The 22,952-nt window shown below is 67.9% G+C and carries 20 protein-coding genes and 1 pseudogene; 9 read left to right on the top strand and 12 right to left on the bottom strand.

Annotated features, from left to right (window positions below; translation table 11 throughout):
• Positions 1–4: 4 nt before the first annotated feature.
• From IBL25_RS04805 to IBL25_RS04815, 3 genes are read right to left on the bottom strand one after another with little or no spacing between them, the layout of a single operon-like run.
• Complete coding sequence (locus IBL25_RS04805) at positions 5–1,564, bottom strand: ABC transporter substrate-binding protein (RefSeq protein ID WP_187777422.1); 1,560 nt, start codon at positions 1,562–1,564, stop codon at positions 5–7.
• 24 nt (positions 1,565–1,588) lie between these two features.
• Positions 1,589–5,416 carry a hydantoinase B/oxoprolinase family protein gene (locus tag IBL25_RS04810; protein ID WP_187777423.1) on the bottom strand — a complete coding sequence of 1,276 codons (3,828 nt, stop codon included), beginning with the start codon at positions 5,414–5,416 and terminating at the stop codon, positions 1,589–1,591.
• A 15-nt stretch (positions 5,417–5,431) separates the two neighbouring features.
• A complete protein-coding gene (locus IBL25_RS04815) occupies positions 5,432–6,199 on the bottom strand; it encodes an IclR family transcriptional regulator (RefSeq protein ID WP_187777424.1) in 768 nt (255 codons plus the stop codon).
• A 309-nt stretch (positions 6,200–6,508) separates the two neighbouring features.
• Between IBL25_RS04815 and IBL25_RS04820 the strand changes: the two genes are divergently transcribed.
• From IBL25_RS04820 to IBL25_RS04845, 7 genes and pseudogenes are all read left to right on the top strand, one after another.
• Complete coding sequence (locus IBL25_RS04820) at positions 6,509–7,258, top strand: TerC family protein (protein WP_187777425.1); 750 nt, start codon at positions 6,509–6,511, stop codon at positions 7,256–7,258.
• Between the two features lie 127 nt (positions 7,259–7,385).
• Positions 7,386–8,588, top strand: a complete 1,203-nt coding sequence (locus tag IBL25_RS04825) for a pyridoxal phosphate-dependent aminotransferase (RefSeq protein ID WP_187777426.1) — start codon at positions 7,386–7,388, stop codon at positions 8,586–8,588.
• A 76-nt stretch (positions 8,589–8,664) separates the two neighbouring features.
• Positions 8,665–8,979 (top strand): annotated as a pseudogene (locus tag IBL25_RS26830) (GNAT family N-acetyltransferase); the annotation flags it as partial.
• A 63-nt stretch (positions 8,980–9,042) separates the two neighbouring features.
• The gene (locus IBL25_RS04830) at positions 9,043–10,245 is read left to right on the top strand and encodes a pyridoxal phosphate-dependent aminotransferase (protein WP_238940225.1); all 1,203 of its coding nucleotides are present in this window, start codon (positions 9,043–9,045) and stop codon (positions 10,243–10,245) included.
• Entirely contained in the window at positions 10,242–11,243 is a 1,002-nt protein-coding gene (locus IBL25_RS04835) for a GNAT family N-acetyltransferase (RefSeq protein WP_187777428.1), read from the top strand. Before IBL25_RS04830 ends, IBL25_RS04835 begins: the two co-directional genes overlap by 4 nt.
• Entirely contained in the window at positions 11,240–11,740 is a 501-nt protein-coding gene (locus tag IBL25_RS04840) for a DinB family protein (protein WP_187777429.1), read from the top strand. The genes IBL25_RS04835 and IBL25_RS04840 overlap by 4 nt, the downstream gene beginning before the upstream one ends.
• 63 nt (positions 11,741–11,803) lie before the next feature.
• Entirely contained in the window at positions 11,804–12,391 is a 588-nt protein-coding gene (locus tag IBL25_RS04845) for a type 1 glutamine amidotransferase domain-containing protein (protein WP_187777430.1), read from the top strand.
• A gap of 19 nt (positions 12,392–12,410) precedes the next feature.
• Here the strand turns inward: IBL25_RS04845 and IBL25_RS04850 are convergent, their stop codons facing one another.
• Both IBL25_RS04850 and IBL25_RS04855 read right to left on the bottom strand, forming a co-directional pair.
• Positions 12,411–13,307 (bottom strand): alpha/beta fold hydrolase, encoded by an 897-nt coding sequence (locus IBL25_RS04850; RefSeq protein WP_187777431.1) that lies wholly within the window; start codon positions 13,305–13,307, stop codon positions 12,411–12,413.
• A 15-nt stretch (positions 13,308–13,322) separates the two neighbouring features.
• Positions 13,323–13,649, bottom strand: a complete 327-nt coding sequence (locus IBL25_RS04855) for a multidrug DMT transporter permease (RefSeq protein ID WP_187777432.1) — start codon at positions 13,647–13,649, stop codon at positions 13,323–13,325.
• A gap of 112 nt (positions 13,650–13,761) precedes the next feature.
• Here IBL25_RS04855 and IBL25_RS04860 point away from each other — a divergent pair, with 112 nt between their 5' ends.
• Positions 13,762–14,001, top strand: a complete 240-nt coding sequence (locus IBL25_RS04860; protein WP_187777433.1) for a hypothetical protein — start codon at positions 13,762–13,764, stop codon at positions 13,999–14,001.
• Between the two features lie 42 nt (positions 14,002–14,043).
• On the opposite strand, the gene IBL25_RS04865 is transcribed toward IBL25_RS04860, so the two are convergent.
• From IBL25_RS04865 to trxB, 3 genes are all read right to left on the bottom strand, one after another.
• Complete coding sequence (locus IBL25_RS04865; RefSeq protein ID WP_187777434.1) at positions 14,044–14,196, bottom strand: NepR family anti-sigma factor; 153 nt, start codon at positions 14,194–14,196, stop codon at positions 14,044–14,046.
• Between the two features lie 346 nt (positions 14,197–14,542).
• Positions 14,543–15,439, bottom strand: coding sequence for a LysR family transcriptional regulator (locus tag IBL25_RS04870; protein ID WP_187777435.1), 897 nt, complete (start codon positions 15,437–15,439; stop codon positions 14,543–14,545).
• Between the two features lie 6 nt (positions 15,440–15,445).
• On the bottom strand, positions 15,446–16,420 hold the full coding sequence (trxB, locus tag IBL25_RS04875) for a thioredoxin-disulfide reductase (protein WP_456315853.1): 975 nt from the start codon (positions 16,418–16,420) through the stop codon (positions 15,446–15,448).
• A 140-nt stretch (positions 16,421–16,560) separates the two neighbouring features.
• Here trxB and IBL25_RS04880 point away from each other — a divergent pair, with 140 nt between their 5' ends.
• A complete protein-coding gene (locus tag IBL25_RS04880; RefSeq protein WP_120638255.1) occupies positions 16,561–17,031 on the top strand; it encodes an Lrp/AsnC family transcriptional regulator in 471 nt (156 codons plus the stop codon).
• Between the two features lie 21 nt (positions 17,032–17,052).
• On the opposite strand, the gene IBL25_RS04885 is transcribed toward IBL25_RS04880, so the two are convergent.
• From IBL25_RS04885 to IBL25_RS04900, 4 genes are all read right to left on the bottom strand, one after another.
• Entirely contained in the window at positions 17,053–18,288 is a 1,236-nt protein-coding gene (locus tag IBL25_RS04885; RefSeq protein ID WP_187777436.1) for a threonine ammonia-lyase, read from the bottom strand.
• Positions 18,288–18,761 (bottom strand): transcription elongation factor GreA, encoded by a 474-nt coding sequence (greA, locus tag IBL25_RS04890; protein ID WP_187777437.1) that lies wholly within the window; start codon positions 18,759–18,761, stop codon positions 18,288–18,290. Before greA ends, IBL25_RS04885 begins: the two co-directional genes overlap by 1 nt.
• A 142-nt stretch (positions 18,762–18,903) precedes the next feature.
• Positions 18,904–22,149 carry a carbamoyl-phosphate synthase large subunit gene (gene carB / locus IBL25_RS04895; RefSeq protein ID WP_187777438.1) on the bottom strand — a complete coding sequence of 1,082 codons (3,246 nt, stop codon included), beginning with the start codon at positions 22,147–22,149 and terminating at the stop codon, positions 18,904–18,906.
• Between the two features lie 33 nt (positions 22,150–22,182).
• Positions 22,183–22,932 carry an SDR family NAD(P)-dependent oxidoreductase gene (locus tag IBL25_RS04900; protein ID WP_187777439.1) on the bottom strand — a complete coding sequence of 250 codons (750 nt, stop codon included), beginning with the start codon at positions 22,930–22,932 and terminating at the stop codon, positions 22,183–22,185.
• Positions 22,933–22,952: the final 20 nt, after the last annotated feature.

Raw genomic sequence — 22,952 nt, forward strand, 5'->3', positions numbered from 1 at the left:
GCGGTCAGCCCAGCGAGAGCGGGAAAAGCTCGATGGCGTTGGAGGCCACCGGGGTGAAGGCGAAGCCCTTCACGTTGTTCCGCATCGCAAGCTTCCGCATCTCCAGCACGCCGAAGATATCCGGGCTGTCATCCATCACGATGCGCTGGAACTTCTTGTACAGCTCGCGGCGCTTCTCCGGGTCGGCCTCGGCCCGCGCCTGGTCCAGCACGGCATCGACCTCGGGGTTGGCATAGACCGGGTTCTGCCAGTTGCCGTTGCGGGAGGAATGGAAGCCCGCATAGGCCAGGTTATCGGCATCGCCGTAATTGGCGGTCTGGTAGACCATGAAGAAGTCCGGCACCGTCTCGGGCGAGCGGCAGGCGGCGACCATGTCGGGCCAGATCATCGGCTTGATGTCCAGTTCGATGTTCAGCGCGCGCAGGCTGTCCAGCAGCACCAGTGCCCAGCGCCGCTGCTGCTCCAGGCCGGAGACATGCGCCAGCGTCAGCTTGATGCCGCCATTCGGGCTGCGGGACTTGGCCAGGAACTCCTTCGCCTTCTCCAGGTCCGTGCGATAGATCGGCAGCTCCTTGTCGAAGCCGTCGATGCTCTCGGGCAGCGGGCCCTTCATCAGCTCGGCATAGCCGCTGACATCCAGCATGCCCTGGTAGTTGAAGGCACAGGCGATGGCCTTGCGGAGGTTCTTGTCCGCCAGCGGGCCGTGCTTCGAGTTCATCTTGATCTGGAAGGTGCGATATTCCGGCTCCAGGATCAGGTTGACGCCGGGGCGGCCCTTCAGCGCGTCCATGTCCTCACTGGTCAGGTCCACCGCGATCTGCGCCTCGCCCCGCTGCACCATCAGGCGCTGCGTCGCGGTCTCGCGCGTGATCTTCCATATGGCGCCGGTGAGGTTGCCGCCGCCCTTCCGCCAGCCATCGGCCACGCGCTCGAACTGGTAAAGGTTGCCGGCCTCGGCACGGGTGATGTTGAAGGCGCCGGAGCCCGCGATATTGGTGCGCAGCCAGGTCTGGCCGTCATCCGAGCCCTTGTTGGCCTCCACCTGCTTCGGGTTGACGATCCAGACCCAGGGCAGCACGGAGAGGAAGGGCACGAAGGGCGTCAGCAGCTTCACGCGCACCGTCTGCGCATCCACCACCTCGGTGCCCGCGGGGTCCACGATGCCGGCGACCATCCAGGCATTGCCGCGGTTCAGGCGCAGCAGGCGCTCGATGGAGTACTTCACCGCCGCCGCATCGACCGGCGAGCCGTCGTGGAACTTGGCCGCCGGGTCCAGCTTGAAGGTGTATTCGCGCCCGTCCTCCGACATGGTCCAGGACTGCGCCAGATGCGGCACCGGCTTGGGCGGGTTGCCTTCCACCCGCACCAGCGAGTCATAGACGTTCCGCATCGCCATGGCGGTGGAATAGCCGCTGGCCAGATGCGGGTCGAAGTTCGGGATATCCTGGTTGGAGGTGATCACCAGGATGCGCCGGGCCTGCGCCTCGGCCGCCCGCATGCCAGCCATGCCGGCCAGCAGGGCGGCACCGCCCGCCATCACACCGCGTCGTGTTGTCGTCAGCATCGCTTTACGCTCCAACAATCGGGTTCAGGCCGTGGGGGCCGCTTCGGGCTGCTTGGCGGCGTAGTCGCGCGCCGCTCCTTCCTCGGAGACCAGGCCCAGGCGCTTGTCGCGCGCCAGCGCCTCGGGGTCGCGTTCCGCCGGGTTGCCGTAGCCGGAACCGCCGGCGAGCACGATCTCCACGACCTGCTCGGCGGTATCGACCTCGACCAGCATGCCGGTGCCGCAGTTCAGCGTCTCGCGGCCCTTGGTGTCCAGCACGCGGCCACTGGCCTCGCCGCCCGCCTTGCCGCCGAAGAGGCCGGCGATGGGGTTGCCGACGCCTTCCGGATAGACCGTCACCAGCGTGGGCAGGCCGTCGTTCTTCAGCTTGCGCACGCGCACGCGCTGGCCCAGGCCGCCGCGATGCTTGCCGGCGCCACCGGAATCCGTGATGTAGGTCTTCTCGATCACCAGCGCCGGCACGCGCGCCTCGAAGAGTTCGATCGAAGTATTCGCCGCCGAGGTCGGCCACAGCAGGCCCGACTTGCCATCGCCACGCGCCGAGGCACCCTGGCCGCCGCCGATGAACAGCATGTCGGAATAGGTCTGTCCGTTTTCGTCCTGGCCATACATGTAGGCAGCCATGGGCAGGCCGGTATTCGCCTGCACCTGCGCCGGCGCGGCATCGGACAGCGCGCGAAAGATATTCGGCGCCAGATACCAGCCCGTGCGGGTGCGGATGTTCACGGAAGCCGGGCGCTTCGGGTTCAGGATGGAGCCTTCCGGCGCCTTCACGGTGAAGGGGCGGTAGCAGCCGGCATTTCCGCGCACAGCCGGCGTCAGCATGCACTTCAGCGGATAGGTGGCATGGGCCGCCGTGTAGTTCATGGTGGAGTTCAGGCCACCCTGCGGCAGCTGCGGCGGCGCGCCGTCGAAATCCAGCTCGATCTCGTCGCCCTTCACCGTCAGCTTCAGCGGGTAGTCCAGCCGCTTGCCCAGTGGGTTGTTCCAGATGGTGCTGTTGTATTCGCCATCCGGCAGCGCGCGGATGGCGTCGCGCATCGCCTTTTCCGAACGTCCCTGCACCACGGCGGCCAGCGCTCGCAGGTCCGTCATGCCGTAATCCGCCATGAAGGAGAGCAGCCGCTCCCCGCCCAGCGAATTGGCGGCGACAAAGGAATGCAGGTCGCCCAGCACCTGCTCGGGGCTGCGGATATTCTCGGCCAGCAGGCGGAACAGGCTCTCGTTCGGCCGGCCGGCCTCGTAGAGCTTCATCGGCGGGATCTGGAAGCCTTCCTCAAAGATCTCGCGCGCCCGCAGCGAATCCTTGGTGCCGCCGATGTCGGAGACATGGCCCACCGTGCCCATCAGGCCGACGACCTTGCCGTTCAGGAAGACCGGCGTGACCACCGCGATGTCGAAGAGATGCCCGGCGCAGAGCCAGGGGTCGTTGGTGATCAGCACGTCGCCGGGGGCAAGCGTCTCGGCCGGGTAGCGTTCCAGCAGCGCCTTCACCGCGCGGGGCAGGGTGAGGTTGAAGACCGGCATGGCGCGCGGGGAATGCGCCAGCGTCTCGCCAGTCGGGTCCAGCAGCTCGGTCGCGAAATCCTGGCTTTCCGAGATCACCAGCGAGAAGGCGGTGCGGCAGATGGTCAGCCACATCTCCTCCACCACCGTGATCAGGCGGGACCACATGATCTCCAGCGCGATCGGGTCGGCCTCGATGCGCGCCATCGCCTGTTCCAGCGGCATGTCCTCCGTGATGGAGGTATCGGCCTGCGCGGTGGCGGCGATGGCGATGCGCAGGTTCAGGCTCTCATCCACCGTCACGCTGTCGCCGGGGGCGATGATGGTGGTGGATTCCCGCTCCTCGATGATGGCGGGGCCGGCAAGCGTATGGCCGGCGGCCAGGGCATAGCGGTCGTAGACGGTGGTGTCATGCCAGCCGCCCTCGAACCAGGCGCGGCGGGTGCCCTTCACGGCCTTGCTGGCGTCGCCGCCGCCGACCGCGCCGCTGAGGGACAGCTTCGGCTCCGGCCCGACGACGCGGACGCGGAAGTTGATCGCCTCCATCCGCGCGCCTTCATACACCGAGGTGTAGCGGGCGGCGTAGGCGGTGGTGAAGGCGGCGCCGATGGCCTCCAGGCTCTGCTCGCCCAGCGCGCCGGCCGGCAGCGGCACGGACATGTCGTGCATCTGGCCGACCAGGCGCATGTCGGCGCTGCGCTCCACCCGGATGTCCTCCGGCTTCACGTCGGCGGCCAGCAGGTGCTTGCGGTTCTCCGCCTCCATCCCGTCCAGCAGCGCGTTGACGCGCGCGGCGTCGAAGCCCGGCGCGAATTCCACCGGCAGGGAGCGGACGCTCTCGAAGGACAGCGGCGCGGCCAGGAAGCCCAGCGCGGAAGCCGCGCCGGAGGCCGGCGGGATGATCACTTCCTTCACGCCCAGCGCGCGCGCCACGTCGGCGGCATGGGCCGGGCCGGCGCCGCCGAAGCCCACCATGGCGTAGTGGCGCGGGTCCTTGCCCTTTTCCACCAGATGCACGCGGGCGGCGGCGGCCATGCTTTCCACCACCACCTTGTGGATGCCCCAGGCGGCTTCCGGCACGGACATGTTCAGCGGCTTGGCGACGGAGGCGAGCGCCGCCTCGCAGGCCGTCATGTCCAGCTTCATGCGCCCGCCCAGGAAGAAGGCGGGGTCGTAGTAGCCGAGGATCAGGTTGGCATCCGTCACGGTCGGCTTGGTGCCGCCCATGCCGTAGCAGGCCGGGCCGGGGTCGGAGCCGGCGGAATGCGGGCCCACCTTCAGCAGCCCCACCTCGTCGATGGCGGCGATGGAGCCGCCGCCCGCGCCGATCTCGATCATGTCGATGACAGGCGCCTTGATCGGCAGGCCAGAGCCCTTGGAGAAGCGGTGCACGCGCCCGGCTTCCAGCATGGGCGCGATCTCCACGCGGCCGTCCTCGACCATGCAGGCCTTGGCGGTGGTGCCGCCCATGTCGAAGGAGATGACGTCCTTCTTGCCCGCCAGCTCGCCAAACAGCGCGGTGGCCAGGCCGCCACCGGCCGGGCCGGATTCCAGCAGGCGGATGGGGAAGGCGCGCGCCGTCTCGGGCGAGACCAGCCCACCGGCGGAATGCATCAGCCGCAGCGCGCCGGTGAAGCCGCGCGAGGCCAGTTCCCGCTCCAGCCGCTTCAGGTAGCGGTCCATCAGCGGCTGCACATAGGCATTGGCGCAGGTGGTCACCGCGCGCTGGTATTCCCACAGCTCCGCGACAACCTCGGCGGAGAGGGAGACAGCCAGTTCCGGGAATTCCTCCCGCGCGATGCGGCCGATGGCCTGCTCATGCACCGGGTTGCGGTAGGCGTTGATCAAACAGACGCCGACCGCCTCGACGCCCTCGTTTAGCAGCTTGCGGAAGGCGGCGCGGACATCCTCCTCGTTCAGCGGGGTGACGGTGTTGCCGTCGCGGTCCAGCCGCTCCGCCACTTCCAGGCGCAGGTCGCGGGAAACCAGCGGCTCCGGGAAGCCGAGGAACAGGTCATAGATGTCGTAGCGCTGCTCCGTGCCCATCTCCAGGATGTCGCGGAAGCCTTGCGTGGTGATCAGGCCGACCTTGGCGCCCTTGCGCTCGATGACGGCATTGGTGACCAGCGTGGTGCCGTGGATGATCTCGCCCACGTCGCCCAGACCGATGCCGCCCATGGCCACCAGCTCCTCCAGCCCCAGCAGGGCGGCGGCGGAGGGGTCATGCGGCGTGGTCAGGCGCTTGTGCAGCCGCACGCTGCCTTCCTGCCCGTCATAGAGGATGAAATCGGTGAAGGTGCCACCGATGTCGAAGCCGATCCGCCAGCGGGAAGTGGCCTGTGTCATGCGCGCGAGTGTCCTTCAGGCGGCCTTGCGGGCGGCGTGCCAGGGGTCGTCCACCATCGTGGCGATCTCCAGCGCTTCCGCGAGCAGGGCGTTGAGCATGGCCTGCCGTTCCGAGGCGGAGACGGTGGCAACGGGGTAGACGAGGTTGAGCGAGAATTCCTCGCCGGTGGCGCGATCCCCCACCGCGACGGCGAGGCCGCCGACGCCCGGGTTCGCTTCTTCCAGCGAGGTGGCGAAGCCCTGACGCCGCACTTCCGCCAGCAGCGCCAGCAGGGCGTTCATGTCTTGCGGCGAATGCGGGCTGGCGGGGCGCAGCTGCTCCGGATGCAGGGCGCGCACCTCGGCATCGGTGCGGCGGGCGAGCAGGGACCTGCCGGTAGAGGAGGCGAAGGCCGCCAGCCGGCGCCCGATGGGCGTGCCGACGCGCAAGGTGCTGCTGCCCTCGTGATGCGCCACGCCCACCACATCGGCGCCATCCATCACCGAGACATAGCCGGTATGGCCGAAGCGGCGGGAGAGGCGCCCCACCGCCTCATCGGCCCGCGCCAGCAGGGTGGAGGCGCGCCGGTAGGTCTGGCCCAACTCGAACAGCAGGATGCTGGGGCGGTAGCGGCGGGAGCCTGGGGCGAGTTCCAGCAACCCCGCATCACGCATCGCCCGCAGCAGGCGGGAGGTGCTGCTTTTCGGCGTGCCCAGCAGCGCCACGACCTCGGTCAGCGTCAGTTCCAGCCGCTGGGAGGTGAAGCAGCGCAGCACATCAGCGGCATTGGCCAGGATGGTCATCGCAGTCCCGCAAAGTGGAACATTGGTTCCGGTTCTCACAACCATGCGCTTGTGATGGGTAACATTCAACCCGTTTCAGCCGGGCTTCGCGACATGAAGGGAAGGTTCTTGCCCAGGGATTGGGCATTTCAGGCGCTCCTTCGCCTTCGAAGCAGGCGGCCGTTCAAGCGGCTATGGCAGAGGCAGTGTGGCGCTGGCGCAGCCGTGATGCCGCGATGCCGCATCCGCGAGGCGAAGAGAGATGACAGTCAGGTAACTTCCGGCTTTGTGCCGCGCTAAGCAGCCGGAACCGCTGATGAAGGAAACCTGATGGACGCGATCCTGGCCCTGGCCGCCGATCCCGCCGCCTGGGTGGCGCTGGCGACCCTGGTGGCGATGGAGGTGGTGCTCGGCATCGACAACCTCATCTTCATCTCGATCATCACCAACAAGCTGCCACCGGAGCAGCAGGAGCGTGCCCGGCGGGTCGGCATCGCGCTGGCACTGGTGCTGCGGCTGGCGCTGCTGGGCACGGTCGCCATCATTGTCCGGCTGACCGAGCCGGTCTTCGAACTCTTCGGCCATGGCCTCTCCTGGCGCGACATGATCCTGATCGCCGGCGGCCTCTTCCTGGTCTGGAAGGCCACCAAGGAAATCCACCACAACGTGGACCCCGACCCCGGGCCGGATATGTTCGACACCCAGAAGGCGGTGCTGGGCTTCGGCGCCGCCATCGGGCAGATCCTGGTGCTGGACCTGGTCTTTTCCATCGACAGCATCGTCACCGCGGTGGGCATGACGCCGCATGTGCCGATCATGGTGGTCGCCGTGCTGGCGGCGGTCACGGTCATGCTGCTGGCCGCCAACCCGCTGGCCCGCTTCATCCAGGCCAATCCCACGGTGGTGATGCTGGCCCTGGGCTTCCTGCTCATGATCGGCATGACGCTGATCGCCGAGGGCTTCGGGGCGCATGTGCCGAAGGGCTATGTCTATGCCGCCATGGCCTTCTCCACGCTGGTGGAGGCGCTGAACCTCTTCAGCCGGCGTGCCCGCCAGCGGCGCGGCGGCGGCGCGCACTGACCGGCCAGGCCGGGGAAGGGGCCTCCTTCCCCGGCTGGCATGGCTGGCGGCATCGCACGGCGGGTTGTCCCGCGCCAAGCAGAGGGGTAGGGTCCGCGCCGTTCTTTCGTTCCGGATCGTCCCCGCCATGAACCTGACCGCCGAGCGGCTTGACCGCATCGCCCCCTCCCAGACCATCGCCATCACGGCGAAGGCGCGCGCCCTGAAGGCGGCGGGAAAGAACATCATCAGCCTCTCGGCCGGCGAGCCGGATTTTGACACACCGCAGAACATCAAGGACGCGGCCATCCGCGCCATTCAGGCCGGCGAGACCCGCTATACCGATGTCTCCGGCACCAAGGTGCTGCGGGAGGCGGCTGCCGCCTATTTCAGGCGTGAGCACGGGGTCGAGTACAAGCCGGAGGAGATCGTGGTCTCCACCGGCGGCAAGCAGGTGATCTTCAACGCCATGCTGGCCACCATCGACGCGGGCGACGAGGTGGTGATCCCCGCCCCCTGCTGGGTCTCCTACCCCGACATCGTCTCCCTGGCCGAGGGCAAGCCGGTCATCGTGCCCGCCGGGCAGAACCAGGGCTTCAAGATCACGCCCGAGCAGCTTGAGGCGGCGATCACGCCCAAGACCAAGTGGATCATTCTGAACAACCCGTCCAACCCGACCGGCGCCGCCTATTCCGAGGCGGAGCTGAAGGGACTGGCCGAGGTGCTGCTGCGCCACCCGCAGGTCTGGGTCTTCACCGACGACATCTACGAGAAGCTCGTCTACGGCGATTTCAAGTCCAAGACGATGGTGGAGGTGGAGCCGCGCCTGAAGGACCGCACCATCACCATGAACGGCTGCTCCAAGGCCTGGGCCATGACTGGCTGGCGCATCGGCTTCGCCGGCGCTCCGCTGGCGTTGGCCAAGGCCATGGACAAGCTGCAGAGCCAGTCCACCTCCAACACCTCCTCCGTCTCCCAGGCCGCCGCCGTTGAGGCCCTGAACGGCCCGCAGGATTCGGTGGAGGAGATGCGCAAGGTCTACGAGAAGCGCCGCGACCTCGTCGTCGGCCTGCTCAACAAGGCCACGGGCATCCACTGCATCACGCCCGAGGGCGCCTTCTACGTCTTCCCCTCCGTCCACGGCTGCCTGGGCAAGACTGCGGCCTCCGGCAAGAAGATCGAGACGGACGAGGATTTCGTCACCGCGCTGCTGGAGGACGAGGGCGTGGCCGCCGTGCATGGCTCGGCCTTCATGTTCCCCGGCCACTTCCGCATCAGCTACGCCACCGACGACGCTTCGCTGATCGAGGCCTGCACGCGCATCCAGCGCTTCTGCGCCGGCCTGAAGTAACATGCTGAACGGAGTTCGCTTCCGCCCCGCGGCGGAAGCGGATTTCGAGGCGCTGCACGACCTTTCCGTCCGCACCATGCGTCCGCATCTGGAGCGCATCGGGCGCTGGGACCCGGAGCGGCGGCGGCGCAATGCCCGCAAGGCCTTCGATGCCGGCGGCATCCGCGTCATCGAGCGCGACGGCGCCATGCTGGGCTGCGTCGGTTTCCTGCGCCACCCCGACCATGCCGAGATCACCGGCTTCTTTCTGGAGCCGCATTGCCAGGGCCAGGGCCTCGGCGGCGCCATCCTGCGCGCGCTGGTGGCGGAAGCCGGCGGCCTGCCGGTGCATCTGGAAGTGCTGAAGCAAAGCCCTGCCATGCGTTTCTACGAACGCGCGGGCTTTGTGCGCACTGCCGAGCAGCCTTATGACTGGCTCTACATCCTGCCCGCCCGACCGGAGTCCAAGACCCCCATGCCCGCCCTTGCCGAACGCCTGAAGGACGTCACCGTCTCCCCGATCGTGGCGATGAGCACCCGCGCCCGCGTCCTGAAGGCCGAGGGCCATCAGGTGATCAGCCTGGCGGTGGGCGAGCCCGACTTCCCCACGCCCCCGCATGCCATCGAGGCGGCGCACCAGGCGGCGCTGCGCGGCGAGACCAAGTACCCGGCCCAGGACGGCAGCCCGGCGCTGAAAAAGGCCATCCAGGCGAAGTTCAAGCGCGAGAACGACCTCGACTACGCGCTGGACGAGATCTGCGTCTGCAACGGCGGCAAGCAGGTGTTGATGAACGCCTTCTTCGCGACGCTGACGCCGGGCGACGAGGTGGTGATCCCCGTGCCCTTCTGGGCCAGCTACGCCGAGATGGTGAAGTTGGCCGGCGGCGTGCCGGTCTTCGTGCATTGCCCGCAGAACAACGGCTTCAAGCTGCGGCCCGAGGATCTCGACGCCGCCATCACGCCGAAGACCAAGATGGTCATGCTGAACTTCCCCAATAACCCGACCGGCGCCGCCTGCTCGCGCGAGGAGATGAAGGCGCTGGGCGAGGTGCTGGTGAAGCACGAGCATGTCTGGGTGTTGACCGACGACATGTACGAGCACCTGGTTTTCGACGGCTTCGAGTTCTGCACGGTCGCGCAGGTGGAGCCGCGCCTGAAGGACCGCACCATCACCTGCAACGGCGTCTCCAAGACCTATGCGATGACGGGCTGGCGCGTCGGCTATGCCGGCGGGCCGAAGCAGGTCATCAAGGCCATGGTGAACATGCAGGGGCAGGTGACCAGCGGCGTCAGCGGCATCACCCAGGCGGCCGCCGTGGCGGCGCTGGAAGGCCCGCAGGACCTGGTGCGCGGCCGCGCCGAGGTCTACCGCACCCGCCGCGACCTGGTGGTGGAGATGCTGAACCAGGCCCCCGGCATCGTCTGCCACAAGCCGGAAGGCGCCTTCTACGTCTATCCCGACATCGCCGGCTGCCTGGGCAAGACCACGCCCGGCGGGCGGAAGATCGAGACGGATGCCGATTTCGCCATGGCCCTGCTGGAAGAAAAGCTGGTGGCCGCCGTGCATGGCGGCGCCTATGGCATGAGCCCTTACCTGCGCATCTCCTACGCCACGGATACCGAGAGCCTGCGCGAGGCCTGCACCCGCATCCAGGACTTCTGCAAGGGCCTCGCGTGAGCACGGTGATCCGCCCCGGCCTCGACAGCGACGAGGCCGGCTTCATCCGCCTGATCGGCGATGCCTGGGCCGAATATCCCAACTGCATCCTCGACGTGGATGGCGAGGTGCCGGAACTGCGCGCCTTGTCCACCTATTTCACCAAGGCCGGCGGCGCGCTCTGGGTGGCGGAGCAGGAGGGCCAAGTGGTCGGCATGGTGGCCACGCGGCCGCTGGGTTCCGACCGCGCCTGGGAAATCTGCAAGATGTATGTGGAGAAGGGGCAGCGCGGCACCGGCCTCGCGCATCGCCTGCTCGGCGGTGCCGAGAACCACGCGATCCAGCAGGGCGCCGAGCGTATCGTGCTCTGGACCGATACGCGCTTCGATGCCGCGCATCGCTTCTACGAGAAGCGCAGCTTCGTGCGTTCCGGCTCCATCCGCATCCTCGACGACATCTCGAAGTCGCTGGAATTTCGCTACGCCAAGCCGGTACGCGGCGTGGTGGTGGAGGCGCTGGACGCCGCCGCCGCCGCCAGCGCCGAGCGGCGGCTGGCGGATATCCTGGTGGCCTGCGTCGATGCCGGCGCCAGCGTCTCCTACCTGCCGCCGCTCTCGTTGGAGACGGCGCGCGGCTTCTGGCGCAAGGTCTCGGGCGATGTGGCCATGGGCAACCGGCTGCTGCTGGTGGCCTGGGTCGATGGCCGGCTGGCGGGCACGGTGCAGCTCGACCTCGCCACGCCGCCCAACCAGCGCCACAGGGCGGAACTGACCAAGCTGCTGGTGCATCCTGAATTCCGCCGCCGTGGCCTTGGCCGGGCGCTGATGCAGCGGGCGGAGCAGGCGGCGCGGGGCATCGGCCGCACCCTGCTGACGCTGGATACCCGCGCCGGAGATGACGGGGAGGCGCTTTACCGCAGCCTCGGCTGGCAGGAAGCCGGGCGCGTCCCGAATTTCGCCTCCGACGCGACCGGAAAGCTGCACGACACGGTCTTCTTCTACCGGGCGCTGCAGTCATGATCACCCCCGCCTGGTGCCGGATGATGGCGGCCTATAACGCCGAGATGAACCGCCGCTTCTATGCCGCCGCCGCCCGGCTGCCGGATGCGGCGCGGCGGCGGGAGGAGGGGGCTTTCTTCGGCTCCCTGCACCGCACGCTCTGCCATTTGCTCTGGGCCGACATGGCCTGGATGGCGCGCTTCGACGGCGGCCCGCCGCCCCCGGTGGGGCTGGCCGAAAGCCCGGAGATGATCGCGGAATTCGAGGCGCTGCGGGAGGCCCGCGCCGCCACCGATGCGCGCATCGTCGCCTGGGTCGAAACGGTGGAGGAGTCCACCCTGGCGGGCGACCTGCGCTGGTACAGCCAATCGGCCGGGCGGGAGATGGAGCGGCCCATGGCGGTGGCGGTGACGCATCTCTTCCTGCACCAGAACCACCATCGCGGCCAGGCCCATGCGCTGCTGACCCGGGCCGGCGAGGACCCTGGCGTCACAGACCTGCCTTTCGTGCTGCCCTGACCTGCAAAACCTTGTCGCGGCCCGGCTGTTTCTCTCCCTGTTCCCACAACAGAGGAGAGCAACATGACGGATATCCGACAGGCCCGTATCCTGGTGCTCGCCACCGACGGCTTCGAGCAATCCGAACTGCTGGTGCCGGTGGAACAGCTCCGCGCCAAGGGCGCGACCGTCGAGGTCGCGGCGCCTGAGAAGACCATGGAGCCCGGCCAGATCACGGCCTGGGATGGTGAGGCCGCCAAGCCCGGCTGGGGCCAGAAGGTCAAGGTGGACCGCAAGCTGGCTGAGGTGAGCGCAGAGAATTACGACGCCATCGTGCTGCCCGGCGGCCAGATCAACCCGGACAAGCTGCGCACCGAGCCGCAGGCCGTGCAGCTGGTGCAGGACTTCGCCGCCAAGGGCAAGGTGGTGGCCGCCATCTGCCATGGTCCCTGGCTGCTGGCCGAATCCGGCCTCGCCAAGGGGCGGACGCTGACCTCCTTCGCCTCCATCAAGACCGACATGAAGAATGCCGGCGCGACCTGGGTGGACAAGGAAGTGGTGACCGACAAGGGTATCGTCACCAGCCGCTCGCCCAAGGACCTCGACGCCTTCGTGGCGAAGATCGTCGAGGAAGTGGGCGAGGGCAACCACGGCGACCGCCGCGCCGCCTGATGGCGAAGGCGGGGGGTTTTCAGCCCCCCGCCGGCGAGTCTAGGAAAGGCTCCAGCAAGGCCAGCACCTCCTCCGGTGCCTCTTCCGCCAGATAATGCCCGCTGGGGACCGCCTGCCCACCGACCGGGCCGGCGGCGTAGTTCCGCCAGATCTCCAGCGGCTCGTACCAGGTGCCGATCTTGCCCTTGGCGCCCCAGAGCGCCAGCAGCGGGCAGCGGATCTTTTCGCCCGCCGCGCGGCTGGCGCGGTCATGCTCCAGGTCGATGGTGGCGGCGGCGCGGTAGTCCTCGCAGATGGCCTGGACGGTGCCGGGCTGCCGCAGCGCGGCCAGGTAATCCGCCCGCGCATCCGGGTGGAAGAAGCCGCGGTCCTTCGGTTCCCGGCTGGTCTGCAGGTCGAACCAGTCCTCCACGTCGCGCAGGATCATGCGCTCCGGCAGGTCATGCTTCTGGGCCAGGAAGAACCAGTGGTAGTAGCCCATGGCGAAAGCCATGTCGGTGCGCTCGAAATGTTCCAGCGTGGGCACGATGTCCATCACCGCCAGCCGCTCCACCGCTTCCGGCGCATCCAGCGCCAGCCGGTGCGCCACGCGCGCGCCACGGTCGTGGCTGACCACGCCGAAGCGTGGGAAGCCCAACTGCCGCATCAGCCCCAGCATATCCGCCGCCATGGCGCGCTTGGCATAAGGCGCGTGGTCCGGCGTCACCCCTGGCTTGCCGGAAAAGCCATAGCCGCGCAGGTCCGGGCAGATCACGGTGAAGCGCCGCGCCAGCACCGGGGCCAGGCGGTGCCACATCATATGCGTCTGCGGGTTGCCGTGCAGCAGCAGCAGTGGCGGGCCTTCGCCGCCTCGGCGCAGGCGCAGCGACTGGCCTTCGACAACCCGCTCCTCCAGCACGAAATCCGCGAATAGCATGGTGGCGTCTCCCCCTTAGCCGAGGAGACGATAAGCCCCCAGCGCGATGCCGGCCACGGCCATAACCATCGAAAGGCCCGGCCAAGCGGGGCGCGGCCCACGGATGGCCAGGACGAAGTTGAAGAAGAGCGAAGTTGCGAAGCCCAGCGCCGGTTCCAACCAGGGGCGCATGACCACGCCCCAGACCAGCAAGCCCAGCCAGAACAGGAAGCTGAACTGCGCCAGCAGCTTCCAGGCGGTGTCGGCCGCTTCCGAAGCCGGGCGCAGTTCCGGCACATTGGAGCGGGAATGGAGGAAGGATGCGCCGGAGAGCAGCATCAGCGCGGGGACATAGGTATCCATGCCATCCGCGGTACCTCGCGCTCCGCTCCTTGCCAAGCCCGGGCGCTGGCGTGGCGGGCAACCGCCGATGGCCGCGGCTCGTTCACCCCCATGCAAACTGAAGGAGAAGGCCATGGCCAAAGTGGTTTACCGCGTCGTGCAGCATGATGGTGGCTGGGCCTACAAGGTGGGAGACGTCTTCTCGGAATCCTACCCAAGCCATGACGCCGCCGCCGCCGCCGCCCACGCCGCCGCCGCGAAGCAGCAGCAGGCGGACGAGACCGAGGTGATCGAGTACCAGGACCGCAAGGGCAGGTGGCATACCGAGACGGCGCGGGGCGATGACCGCCCGGAAACCTCCGTCATTGAATGAGCGGCTTCGGGGCACGGCCGGAACAGGCCGTGCCCCGGAAGATCAGTGCTGTTCGGGAAACTGCCGCACCAAGGCCAACAGATCCTCTGGAAGGGGCTCTTCCAGGGTCTGGTCGTATTGGCTCTTCAGCGCACGCTGGGTCCACTGTTCCAAGGCCCGCTCTTCCACTGAGACCATCTGACCGTACCGCTTCATGCCCTTAGAATCTTTCCTGCCCTGAGCCTGCATGCCGCCACCGCGCCGTGGCGCTCCTTCATGGTTGCCTCCCACTCAACACGGAAGGGTCGTGAGAGTTCCGTTATGGCGTGTCTTCCCTCACGCTGTGTCCGCAGTGCAACAGAATGGGGCGGGGCAAAAAAGAAGGCCTGGAAAACAATGTTTTCCAGGCCAGTCAAACAGGGAGGCTTCACGTCTGGGAGACGAAGGGTCTCACAACCCTTTCCAGCCATATCGGCCAGATGTGCCCAAGGTAAGCCAGAACGCGGCTATGCTCTCATAGCGTTTGGCTCTACCGGCCATGCATCCGCCGCATGCTTAAGCTTCAGGAAGCGTTCAAAGCCGCCAGTTCCGAGACCAGGAAGTCGCGGAAGACGCCCACGCGCTTCGAATGGCGCATCTCCTCGGGGTAAACGAAATAGGCATCGATGCGTGGTGACTTCAGTTCCGGCAGCACCGCCGTCAGCTCGGCGAGGTCCTCGTTCATGTAGTCCGGCATCGCCGCCAGCCCGAGCCCGGCCCGCACTGCGTAAAGGATGGCGGGCAGGCTGTTCACCTCCACCGCCGCGCGGCGGGGGCTGCCGGCTCGGCGCCCAGCCTCGATCAGCCAGTTGATGCTCTCCACCGGCGGGCGATAGTCGCCGTAGACGATCAGGCGGTGGTTATCGAGGTCCTCCGGCCGCTGCGGCATGCCCGCGCCCTTCAGGTAATCGGCGGAGCCCACGATCTTGTAGCCGAAGGTGGCGATATGCCGCTGGATCAGGTCCGGCTGCTTCGGCGGATGCATGCGGATGGCCACATCGGCCTCGCGCATCGCGAGATCGAGGTCGGAATCATCCAGTAGCAGCGTCACCGTCACATCCGGGTGCTGCGTCATGAACTTGCGCAGCCGCGGCGCCAGCCAGGTGGCGCCGAAGCCGGTGGTGGTGGTCACCTTCAGCCGGCCGGCCGCGCGCTCGCGGCTCTCGGTCAGTAGCGCCTCGGTCATCGCCAGCTTGGCGAAGACTTCCCGCACCGTGCGGTTCAGGCTCTCGCCCTGCTCGGTCAGGATGAGGCCGCGCGCATGGCGGTGGAAGAGGGGTACCTGCAGCGCCTCCTCCAGCGCCTGGATCTGGCGCGAGACGGCGGACTGGCTGAGGTTCAGCGATTCACCCGCATGGGTGAAGGAGCCGGCCTCGGCGACGGCGTGGAAGACGCGGAGCTTGTCCCAATCCAGCGGCATGGCGGCTCAGGCGGCTTCGGCTTGCGATTGGTCCTCGCTGAGCGCGAGGAACTTCTCGGCTTCCAGCGCGGCCATGCAGCCGGTGCCGGCGGCCGTCACGGCCTGCCGGAACACCCGGTCCTGCACATCGCCCGCGGCGAAGACGCCTTCCATGCTCGTGCGCGTCGAATCAGGCTCGGTCACCAGATAGCCCTCCGCATCCATATCCAACTGCCCCTTGAACAGGCTGGTGGCCGGGGAATGGCCGATGGCGACGAAGACGCCTTCCACCGCCAGCTCCGACCGCTCGCCGGTGTTCAGGTCCCGCAGCGCCAGCCCGCGTGCCACCGGGGCGCGGCCGGTGGTCTCCGCCAGCACCTCCTCGGTCACGGTGTTCCAGCGCACGGTCACGTTCTCCTTGGCCAGCAGGCGCTTCTGCAGGATGCGCTCGGCGCGCAGGGAGTCCCGCCGGTGGATCAACGTCACGCTCTTCGCCAGGTTGGCGAGGTAGAGCGCTTCCTCCACCGCCGAATTGCCGCCGCCGATCACCGCCACATCCTTGCCGCGGTAGAAGAAGCCGTCGCAGGTGGCGCAGGCGGAGACACCGAAGCCCGAAAGTTCCTTCTCGCCCGGAATGCCCAGCCAGCGCGCCTGGGCACCGGTGGCGATCACCAGCGCCTCGGCCTCATAGATGTCGCCCGAGTCGCCCACCGCGCGGAAGGGGCGGCGGGAGAGATCGACCGAGGTGATGAGGTCGTACTGGATGCGGGCGCCGACATGCTCGGCCTGCTCGCGCATCTGCTCCATCAGCCAGGGGCCCTGGACGGGCGCGGCGAAGCCGGGGAAGTTCTCGACCTCCGTGGTGATGGTCAACTGTCCGCCCGGCTGCATGCCAGCCACAATCATGGGTTGCAACCCGGCACGCGCGGCATAGATGGCCGCCGTATACCCGGCCGGGCCGGCGCCCATGATCAGAAGGCGGGTACGATGCAGTTCGGGCAAGGTCTTGGTCCTGATAACTCACGCGAGACGGAAGATATCGGCAAGATCGGCTCCCACCGCAACCCGGATGCCTTGAATACGGGGAGCTATGCAAGGATATTGCGCTCCATGAGCCGCGCGAGCAACCAACGGTATAATTGATGCCCGAATCCATAGATAACCTTGACGCGGTCGACCGCCAGATTCTGGCTGAGCTGCAATCGGACGGCCGCATGACCAATGTGGAGCTGGCGCGGCGGGTGGAATTATCGGCACCCCCCTGCCTGCGGCGGGTCCGCCGGCTGGAGGAGGCGGGCATCATCCGCGGCTACCATGCCGAGGTCGATCCGGTTGCACTGGGCTGGCAGATCACCTTCTTCGCGCTGGTGGGGCTGGAGAGCCAGAAGCAGGCGCTGCTGGATGCCTTTCAGGACGAGGTGAAGACCTGGCCGGAGGTGCGGGAGTGCCACATGATCCGCGGTGGCGGCGATTTCCTGCTGCGCCTCGTGGCGCGTGACACGGCGCATGAGAATGCGCTGACGCAGCGGCTGACCGGGCACAGCACCGTCAACCGCGTGCAGACGCTGCAGACCATTCATACCGCCAAGCAGATGCCGGGGGTGCCGCTCTAAGGCAGCCCGGCTGGCGGGGCCTCAGCCCCGCCGCACCACATACTGGCCGGCTTCCAGCGCCGCGATGATGGCATTGCCCTGGGCCGAGTCGCGCACCTCGATCATCAGCTCCAGCTCCGTGGACTGCACGGTGGGCGCGCCGAAGAGCTGCTGGTGCTTGACCTCGATGACATTGCCGCCGGCCTCGGCGATGCGCTTCGAGATGTCGGAGAGCATGCCCGGCCGGTCCGGGATATCGAAATGCAGCCGCAGGATGCGGCCGTCCCGCAGCAATTGCCGCAGCAGCACATTGGACAGCGCGCGGGCATCGATGTTGCCGCCGCAGACCGTGGTGCCGACGCGGCGGCCGGCGAAGCGGCCCGGATGCGTCAGCAGTGCCGCGACACCGGCGGCGCCGGCGCCTTCCGCGATCACCTTGGCGCCCTCGGCCAGCAGGGCCACGGCCTGTTCCACCGCGCGCTCCGGCACCACCAGAACCTCGATGCCCAGGCGCTTCAGCAGGGCATAGGGCGCCTCGCCCACGTCCCGCACGGCGATGCCCTCGGCGATGGTGGGGCCGCCCACGGCCACCGGCTGCCCAGCCAGGCGCTGGGCCATGGCGGGATAGCCCTCGACCTCGACGCCATAGACCTTCAGGCGCGGGTTCAGCTCCGCCATGGCGGCGGCGCAGCCGGCCAGCAGCCCGCCGCCGCCCACGGGGAAGACCAGGGTGTCGAGTTCCGGCGCGTCCTCGACCATCTCCAGGGCCATGGTGCCCTGGCCGGCGATGACGCCGGGGTCGTCATAGGGGTGGATAAAGGTCAGGCCGTCCCGCAGCGCCAGGTCATGCGCATGGGCCGCGGCCTCGGCCAGCGTCTCCCCGTGCAGCACCACGCGCGCGCCCCAGCTCTCGGTGCGCACCACCTTGGTGGAGGGGGTGAATTTCGGCATCACGATGGTGGCGGCGATGCCCAGAAGCGAGGCATGGCGCGCCACCGCCTGGGCATGGTTGCCGGCCGACATGGCGATGACGCCCGCCGCGCGCTCCCGCGCCGTCAGCAGCGCCAGCCGGTTGGCGGCGCCACGTTCCTTGAAGGCGCCGGTGGCCTGCAGATTGTCCAGCTTCAGCCAGACCTGGGCGCCCACCGCCCGCCCCACGGCATGGGAGGGCAGGGTGGGCGTGCGGATCACCGCGCCCTGGATGCGGGCGGAAGCGGCCCGGATCTCAGCCAGCCCGATGGTGGGCAGGTTGAACTGTTCCACCACAGGCGTGCTCATCAGTTGTACCGGACCTTGGTGATCTCGTAGGCGCGGGCGCCGCCGGGGGCGGGCACCTCCACCGTGTCGCCCACCGACTTGCCCAGCAGCGCCTTGGCCAGCGGGGAGGACATGGAGACCGAGCCGTTCTTCATGTCGGCCTCATAGGCGCCGACGATGCGGTAGGACTTCTCCTCCTCCGTCTCCTCGTCGACGATGGTGACATAGGCGCCGAACTTCACCAGGTCTCCGGAGAACTTGGAGACATCGATGATCTCGCTGGCCGGGACAATGGTTTCCAGCTCGGCGATGCGGCCCTCGATGAAGGACTGGCGTTCGCGCGCCGCGTGATACTCGGCGTTCTCGGACAGGTCGCCATGGGCGCGCGCCTCGGCGATCGCGCGGATCACCGCGGGACGCTCCTCGGCCTTCAACTGGCGCAGCTCTTCCTCGAGACGGGCGTGACCTTCGGCGGTCATCGGGAACTTCTGCACGGCTAGCCCTTCCTGCACATACGCGATGCCCCACCGTTTGCTCCGGCCATGGCGCGTCTCGCCAAGCCGGGCCCTCGGTGGGGTAGGGGATCATTAAGGAGGTTAGGGCCGCTTTCCCTTGTAGGAAAGCGGCCCCACCCGTTCAGAACGAAGGGGGAAAGTAAGCCTGGACCGGCGCCACATCAAGTGTTCCGGCCTTCAGGGCCGCGATGGCATGCACGGCGGCCCGGGCGCCGGCCATGGTGGTGTAGTGCGGCACCCCCGTGGTGAGCGCCCCGCGGCGGATGTCGAAGCTGTCCGTCACGGCGGCGCCGGAGCCGGTGGTGTTGATCACCAACTGCACCTCGCCGTTGCGGATGGCGTCCACGCAATGCGGCCGGCCTTCCATCACCTTGTTGACCACGGAGACATCCAGGCCGGCTTCCCGCAGCTTGGCCGCGGTGCCCCGGGTGGCCAGCAGGTTGAAGCCCATATCGGCCAGCCGGCGGCCGAGCTGCACGACCGTGTTCTTGTCGCTGTCCTTCACCGAGATGAAGGCGCCACCCACTTCCGGCAGCTTCACGCCGGCGCCGAGCTGGGACTTGGCGAAGGCGCGCTCGAAGGAGGTGTCGAGGCCCATCACCTCGCCCGTGGACTTCATTTCCGGGCCCAGGATCACGTCCACGTTCGGGAAGCGGTTGAAGGGGAAGACCGCTTCCTTGACAGCGACGTGGCGGCTGATGGCCTCGTCATCCAGCTTGAACTCGGAGAGCTTGGCGCCAGCCATCACGCGGGCGCCGATCTTGGCGACCGGGATGCCCGTGGCCTTGGCGACGAAGGGCACGGTGCGGGAGGCGCGCGGGTTGACCTCCAGCACGAAGATCTCGCCGTCCTTGACCGCGTACTGCACGTTCATCAGGCCCTTGACCTTCAGGGCCCTGGCCATGGCCTCGGTCTCCGCCCGCAGCTCCGTGATGATGGAGGGCGGCAGGGAGTAGGGCGGCAGGGAGCAGGCAGAGTCGCCGGAATGGATGCCGGCTTCCTCGATATGCTCCATGACGCCGGCGACATAGACCTCGCCCGCCTCGTCGGCGATGCAGTCCACATCCACCTCGATGGCGTCCTGCAGGTACTGGTCGATCAGGATCGGGTTCTCGCCCGAGACCTTCACGGCTTCCTGGCCGAAGCGCAGGAGCTGTTCCTTGTTGTAGGCGATTTCCATCGCCCGGCCGCCCAGCACGTAGGAGGGGCGCACCACCACGGGGTAGCCGATGCGCTCGGCCTCCACGGCGGCTTCCTCCAGCGTGCGCACCGTGCCGTTCTGCGGCTGCTTCAGGCCGAGGCCCTTCAGCAACTGCTGGAAGCGCTCGCGGTCCTCGGCGATGTCGATGGCCTCGGCGGAGGTGCCGAGGATGGGGATGCCCGCCTTGTGCAGCGCCTGGGAGAGCTTCAGCGGCGTCTGGCCGCCATACTGCACGATGCAGCCCAGCACCTCGCCCTTCTCCTGTTCCTTGCGGATCAGGGAGATCACGTCCTCAGCCGTCAGCGGCTCGAAATACAGGCGGTCGGAGGTGTCGTAGTCGGTGGAGACCGTCTCGGGGTTGCAGTTGACCATGATGGTCTCGAAGCCCGCGTCGCGCAGCGCGTAGCAGGCATGGACGCAGCAATAGTCGAACTCGATGCCCTGGCCGATGCGGTTCGGGCCACCGCCGAGGATGATGACCTTCTTCTTGTCCGTCGGCCGGCTCTCGCACTGCGGCGCGCCGAAGCCGCCCTCGTAGGTCGAGTACATATAGGGCGTGTCGGAGGCGAACTCGCCCGCGCAGGTGTCGATGCGCTTGAAGACCGGCAGCACGGACAGGCTGTGGCGCAGCGCCGCCACCTCGGCCTCGGACTTGCCGGAAAGGGCGCCGAGGCGCTTGTCCGAGAAGCCCATGGCCTTCAGGCGGCGCAGGCCATTGGCATCGGCCGGCAGGCCGCCGGCGCGCACGCCTTCCTCGGCACGGACGATCTTCTCGATCTCGCGCAGGAACCAGGGCTCGAACTTGCAGGCGGCGTGGATCTCATCGACCGTCAGCCCGGCGCGGAAGGCCTGGGCCACGTTCAGCACGCGGTCCGGCTTCGGCGTGGCGAGGGAGGCGATATGCGCTTCCTTCGACCCGTCGCCCGGCTGCTCGATATCATCCAGGCCGGAAAGGCCGGTCTCCAGCGAGCGCAGGCCCTTCTGCAGCGCCTCGTTGAAGGAACGGCCGATGGCCATCGCCTCGCCCACCGACTTCATCGAAGTCGTCAGGGTCGCAGGTGTGCCCGGGAACTTCTCGAAGGTGAAGCGCGGGATCTTCACGACCACGTAGTCGATCGTCGGCTCGAAGGCGGCCGGCGTCACCATGGTGATGTCGTTCTTCAGCTCGTCCAGCGTGTAGCCCACGGCCAGCTTCGCGGCGATCTTGGCGATCGGGAAGCCCGTGGCCTTCGACGCCAGCGCGGAGGAACGCGACACGCGCGGGTTCATCTCGATGACCACCATGCGGCCATCGGCGGGGTTGATGCCGAACTGGACGTTGGAGCCGCCGGTATCGACGCCGATCTCGCGCAGGCAGGCGATGCTCGCATCGCGCATGCGCTGGTATTCCTTGTCGGTCAGCGTCAGCGCCGGGGCCACCGTCACGGAGTCACCCGTGTGCACACCCATCGGGTCCAGGTTCTCGATGGAGCAGACGATGATGCAGTTGTCCGCGCTGTCGCGGACCACTTCCATCTCGAATTCCTTCCAGCCCAGCACGCTCTCCTCGATCAGCACTTCGCTGGTCATGGAGGCGCTGAGGCCGGCGGCCACGATCTCCTCGAATTCCTGCTTGTTGTAGGCGATGCCGCCGCCCGTGCCGCCCAGCGTGAAGGAGGGGCGGATGACGCAGGGCAGCTTCACCAGCTCCAGGCCGGCGCGCGCTTCCTCCATCGTATGCGCGATGTGGGAGCGCGGGCTCTCGATGCCGATCTTGGTCATGGCATCGCGGAACTTCAGCCGGTCCTCGGCCTTGTCGATCACCTCGGCCTTGGCGCCGATCAGCTCGCAGCCGTACTTCGCCAGCACGCCGGCCTCGGCCAGCTTCAGGGCAGTGTTCAGCGCGGTCTGGCCGCCCATGGTGGGCAGCAGCGCGTCCGGCCGCTCCTTGGCGATGATCTTCTCGACCATCTCCACCGTGATCGGCTCGATATAGGTCGCATCCGCCAGGCCGGGGTCGGTCATGATGGTGGCGGGGTTGGAGTTCACCAGGATCACCCGGTAGCCCTCCGCCCGCAGCGCCTTGCAGGCCTGCGCGCCGGAATAGTCGAACTCGCAGGCCTGACCGATGACGATGGGGCCGGCCCCGATGATCAGGATGGACTTGATGTCTGTACGCTTGGGCATCGGGGAGGGGACCCTGTCTTGATCGGTCTAATGTCAGCCGTGCACCGACATGCCGCCATCCACAGGGATGGCGGTGCCGGTGATGAAGGCGGCGGCGTCGCTGGCCAGGAAGGCGGCGATGCCGGCGAAGTCGGCGGGCAGGCCCCACCGCTTCTGCGGTGTGCGGGAGAGCACGCGGTCGTTCAGCTCCGGCATGTCGCGCTTGGCGCCAGCCGTCAGTTCCGTCTCGATCCAGCCGGGCAGGATCGCATTGGCGGTGATGCCGTCCGGACCCCAGGCCACGGCGAGGGAGCGCGTGTACTGCACGATGCCGCCCTTGCTGGCGCCATAGGCGGGGGAGAGCGGCAGGCCGAAGATCGACATCATCGAGCCAATGGAGATGACGCGCCCGCGCCCATTGGCCTTGAGGTGCGGATAGGCCGCGCGGCTCATCCGCATGGCGCTGGTGAGGTTGGCATCCATCACGGCATGCCAGTCCTCGTCCGTCACCTCCTGCGGCAGACGGCGGATATTGGTGCCGGCATTGTTGACCAGGATGTCGATGCCGCCAGCCTGTTCCACCACCTGCGCCACCACGCGGTCGGCGGTGCCGGCCTCGGTCAGGTCAGCTTGGATGGCGAAGGCATCCTCACCCAGTTCAGCCACGGCGGCCTTGTTCTTCTCAGGGTTGCGGCCGACCACGGCCACCCAGGCACCGGCGGCCGCCAGCCCGCGCGCCATGCCCAGGCCGATGCCGCCATTGCCGCCCGTGACCACGGCCACGCGCCCGCTCAGATCAAACATTTGCGGTCCTCTCCCTCTCC

The sequence above is a fragment of the Pseudoroseomonas ludipueritiae genome, assembly GCF_014490445.1.
Taxonomy (GTDB): Bacteria; Pseudomonadota; Alphaproteobacteria; order Acetobacterales; family Acetobacteraceae; genus Pseudoroseomonas; species Pseudoroseomonas ludipueritiae.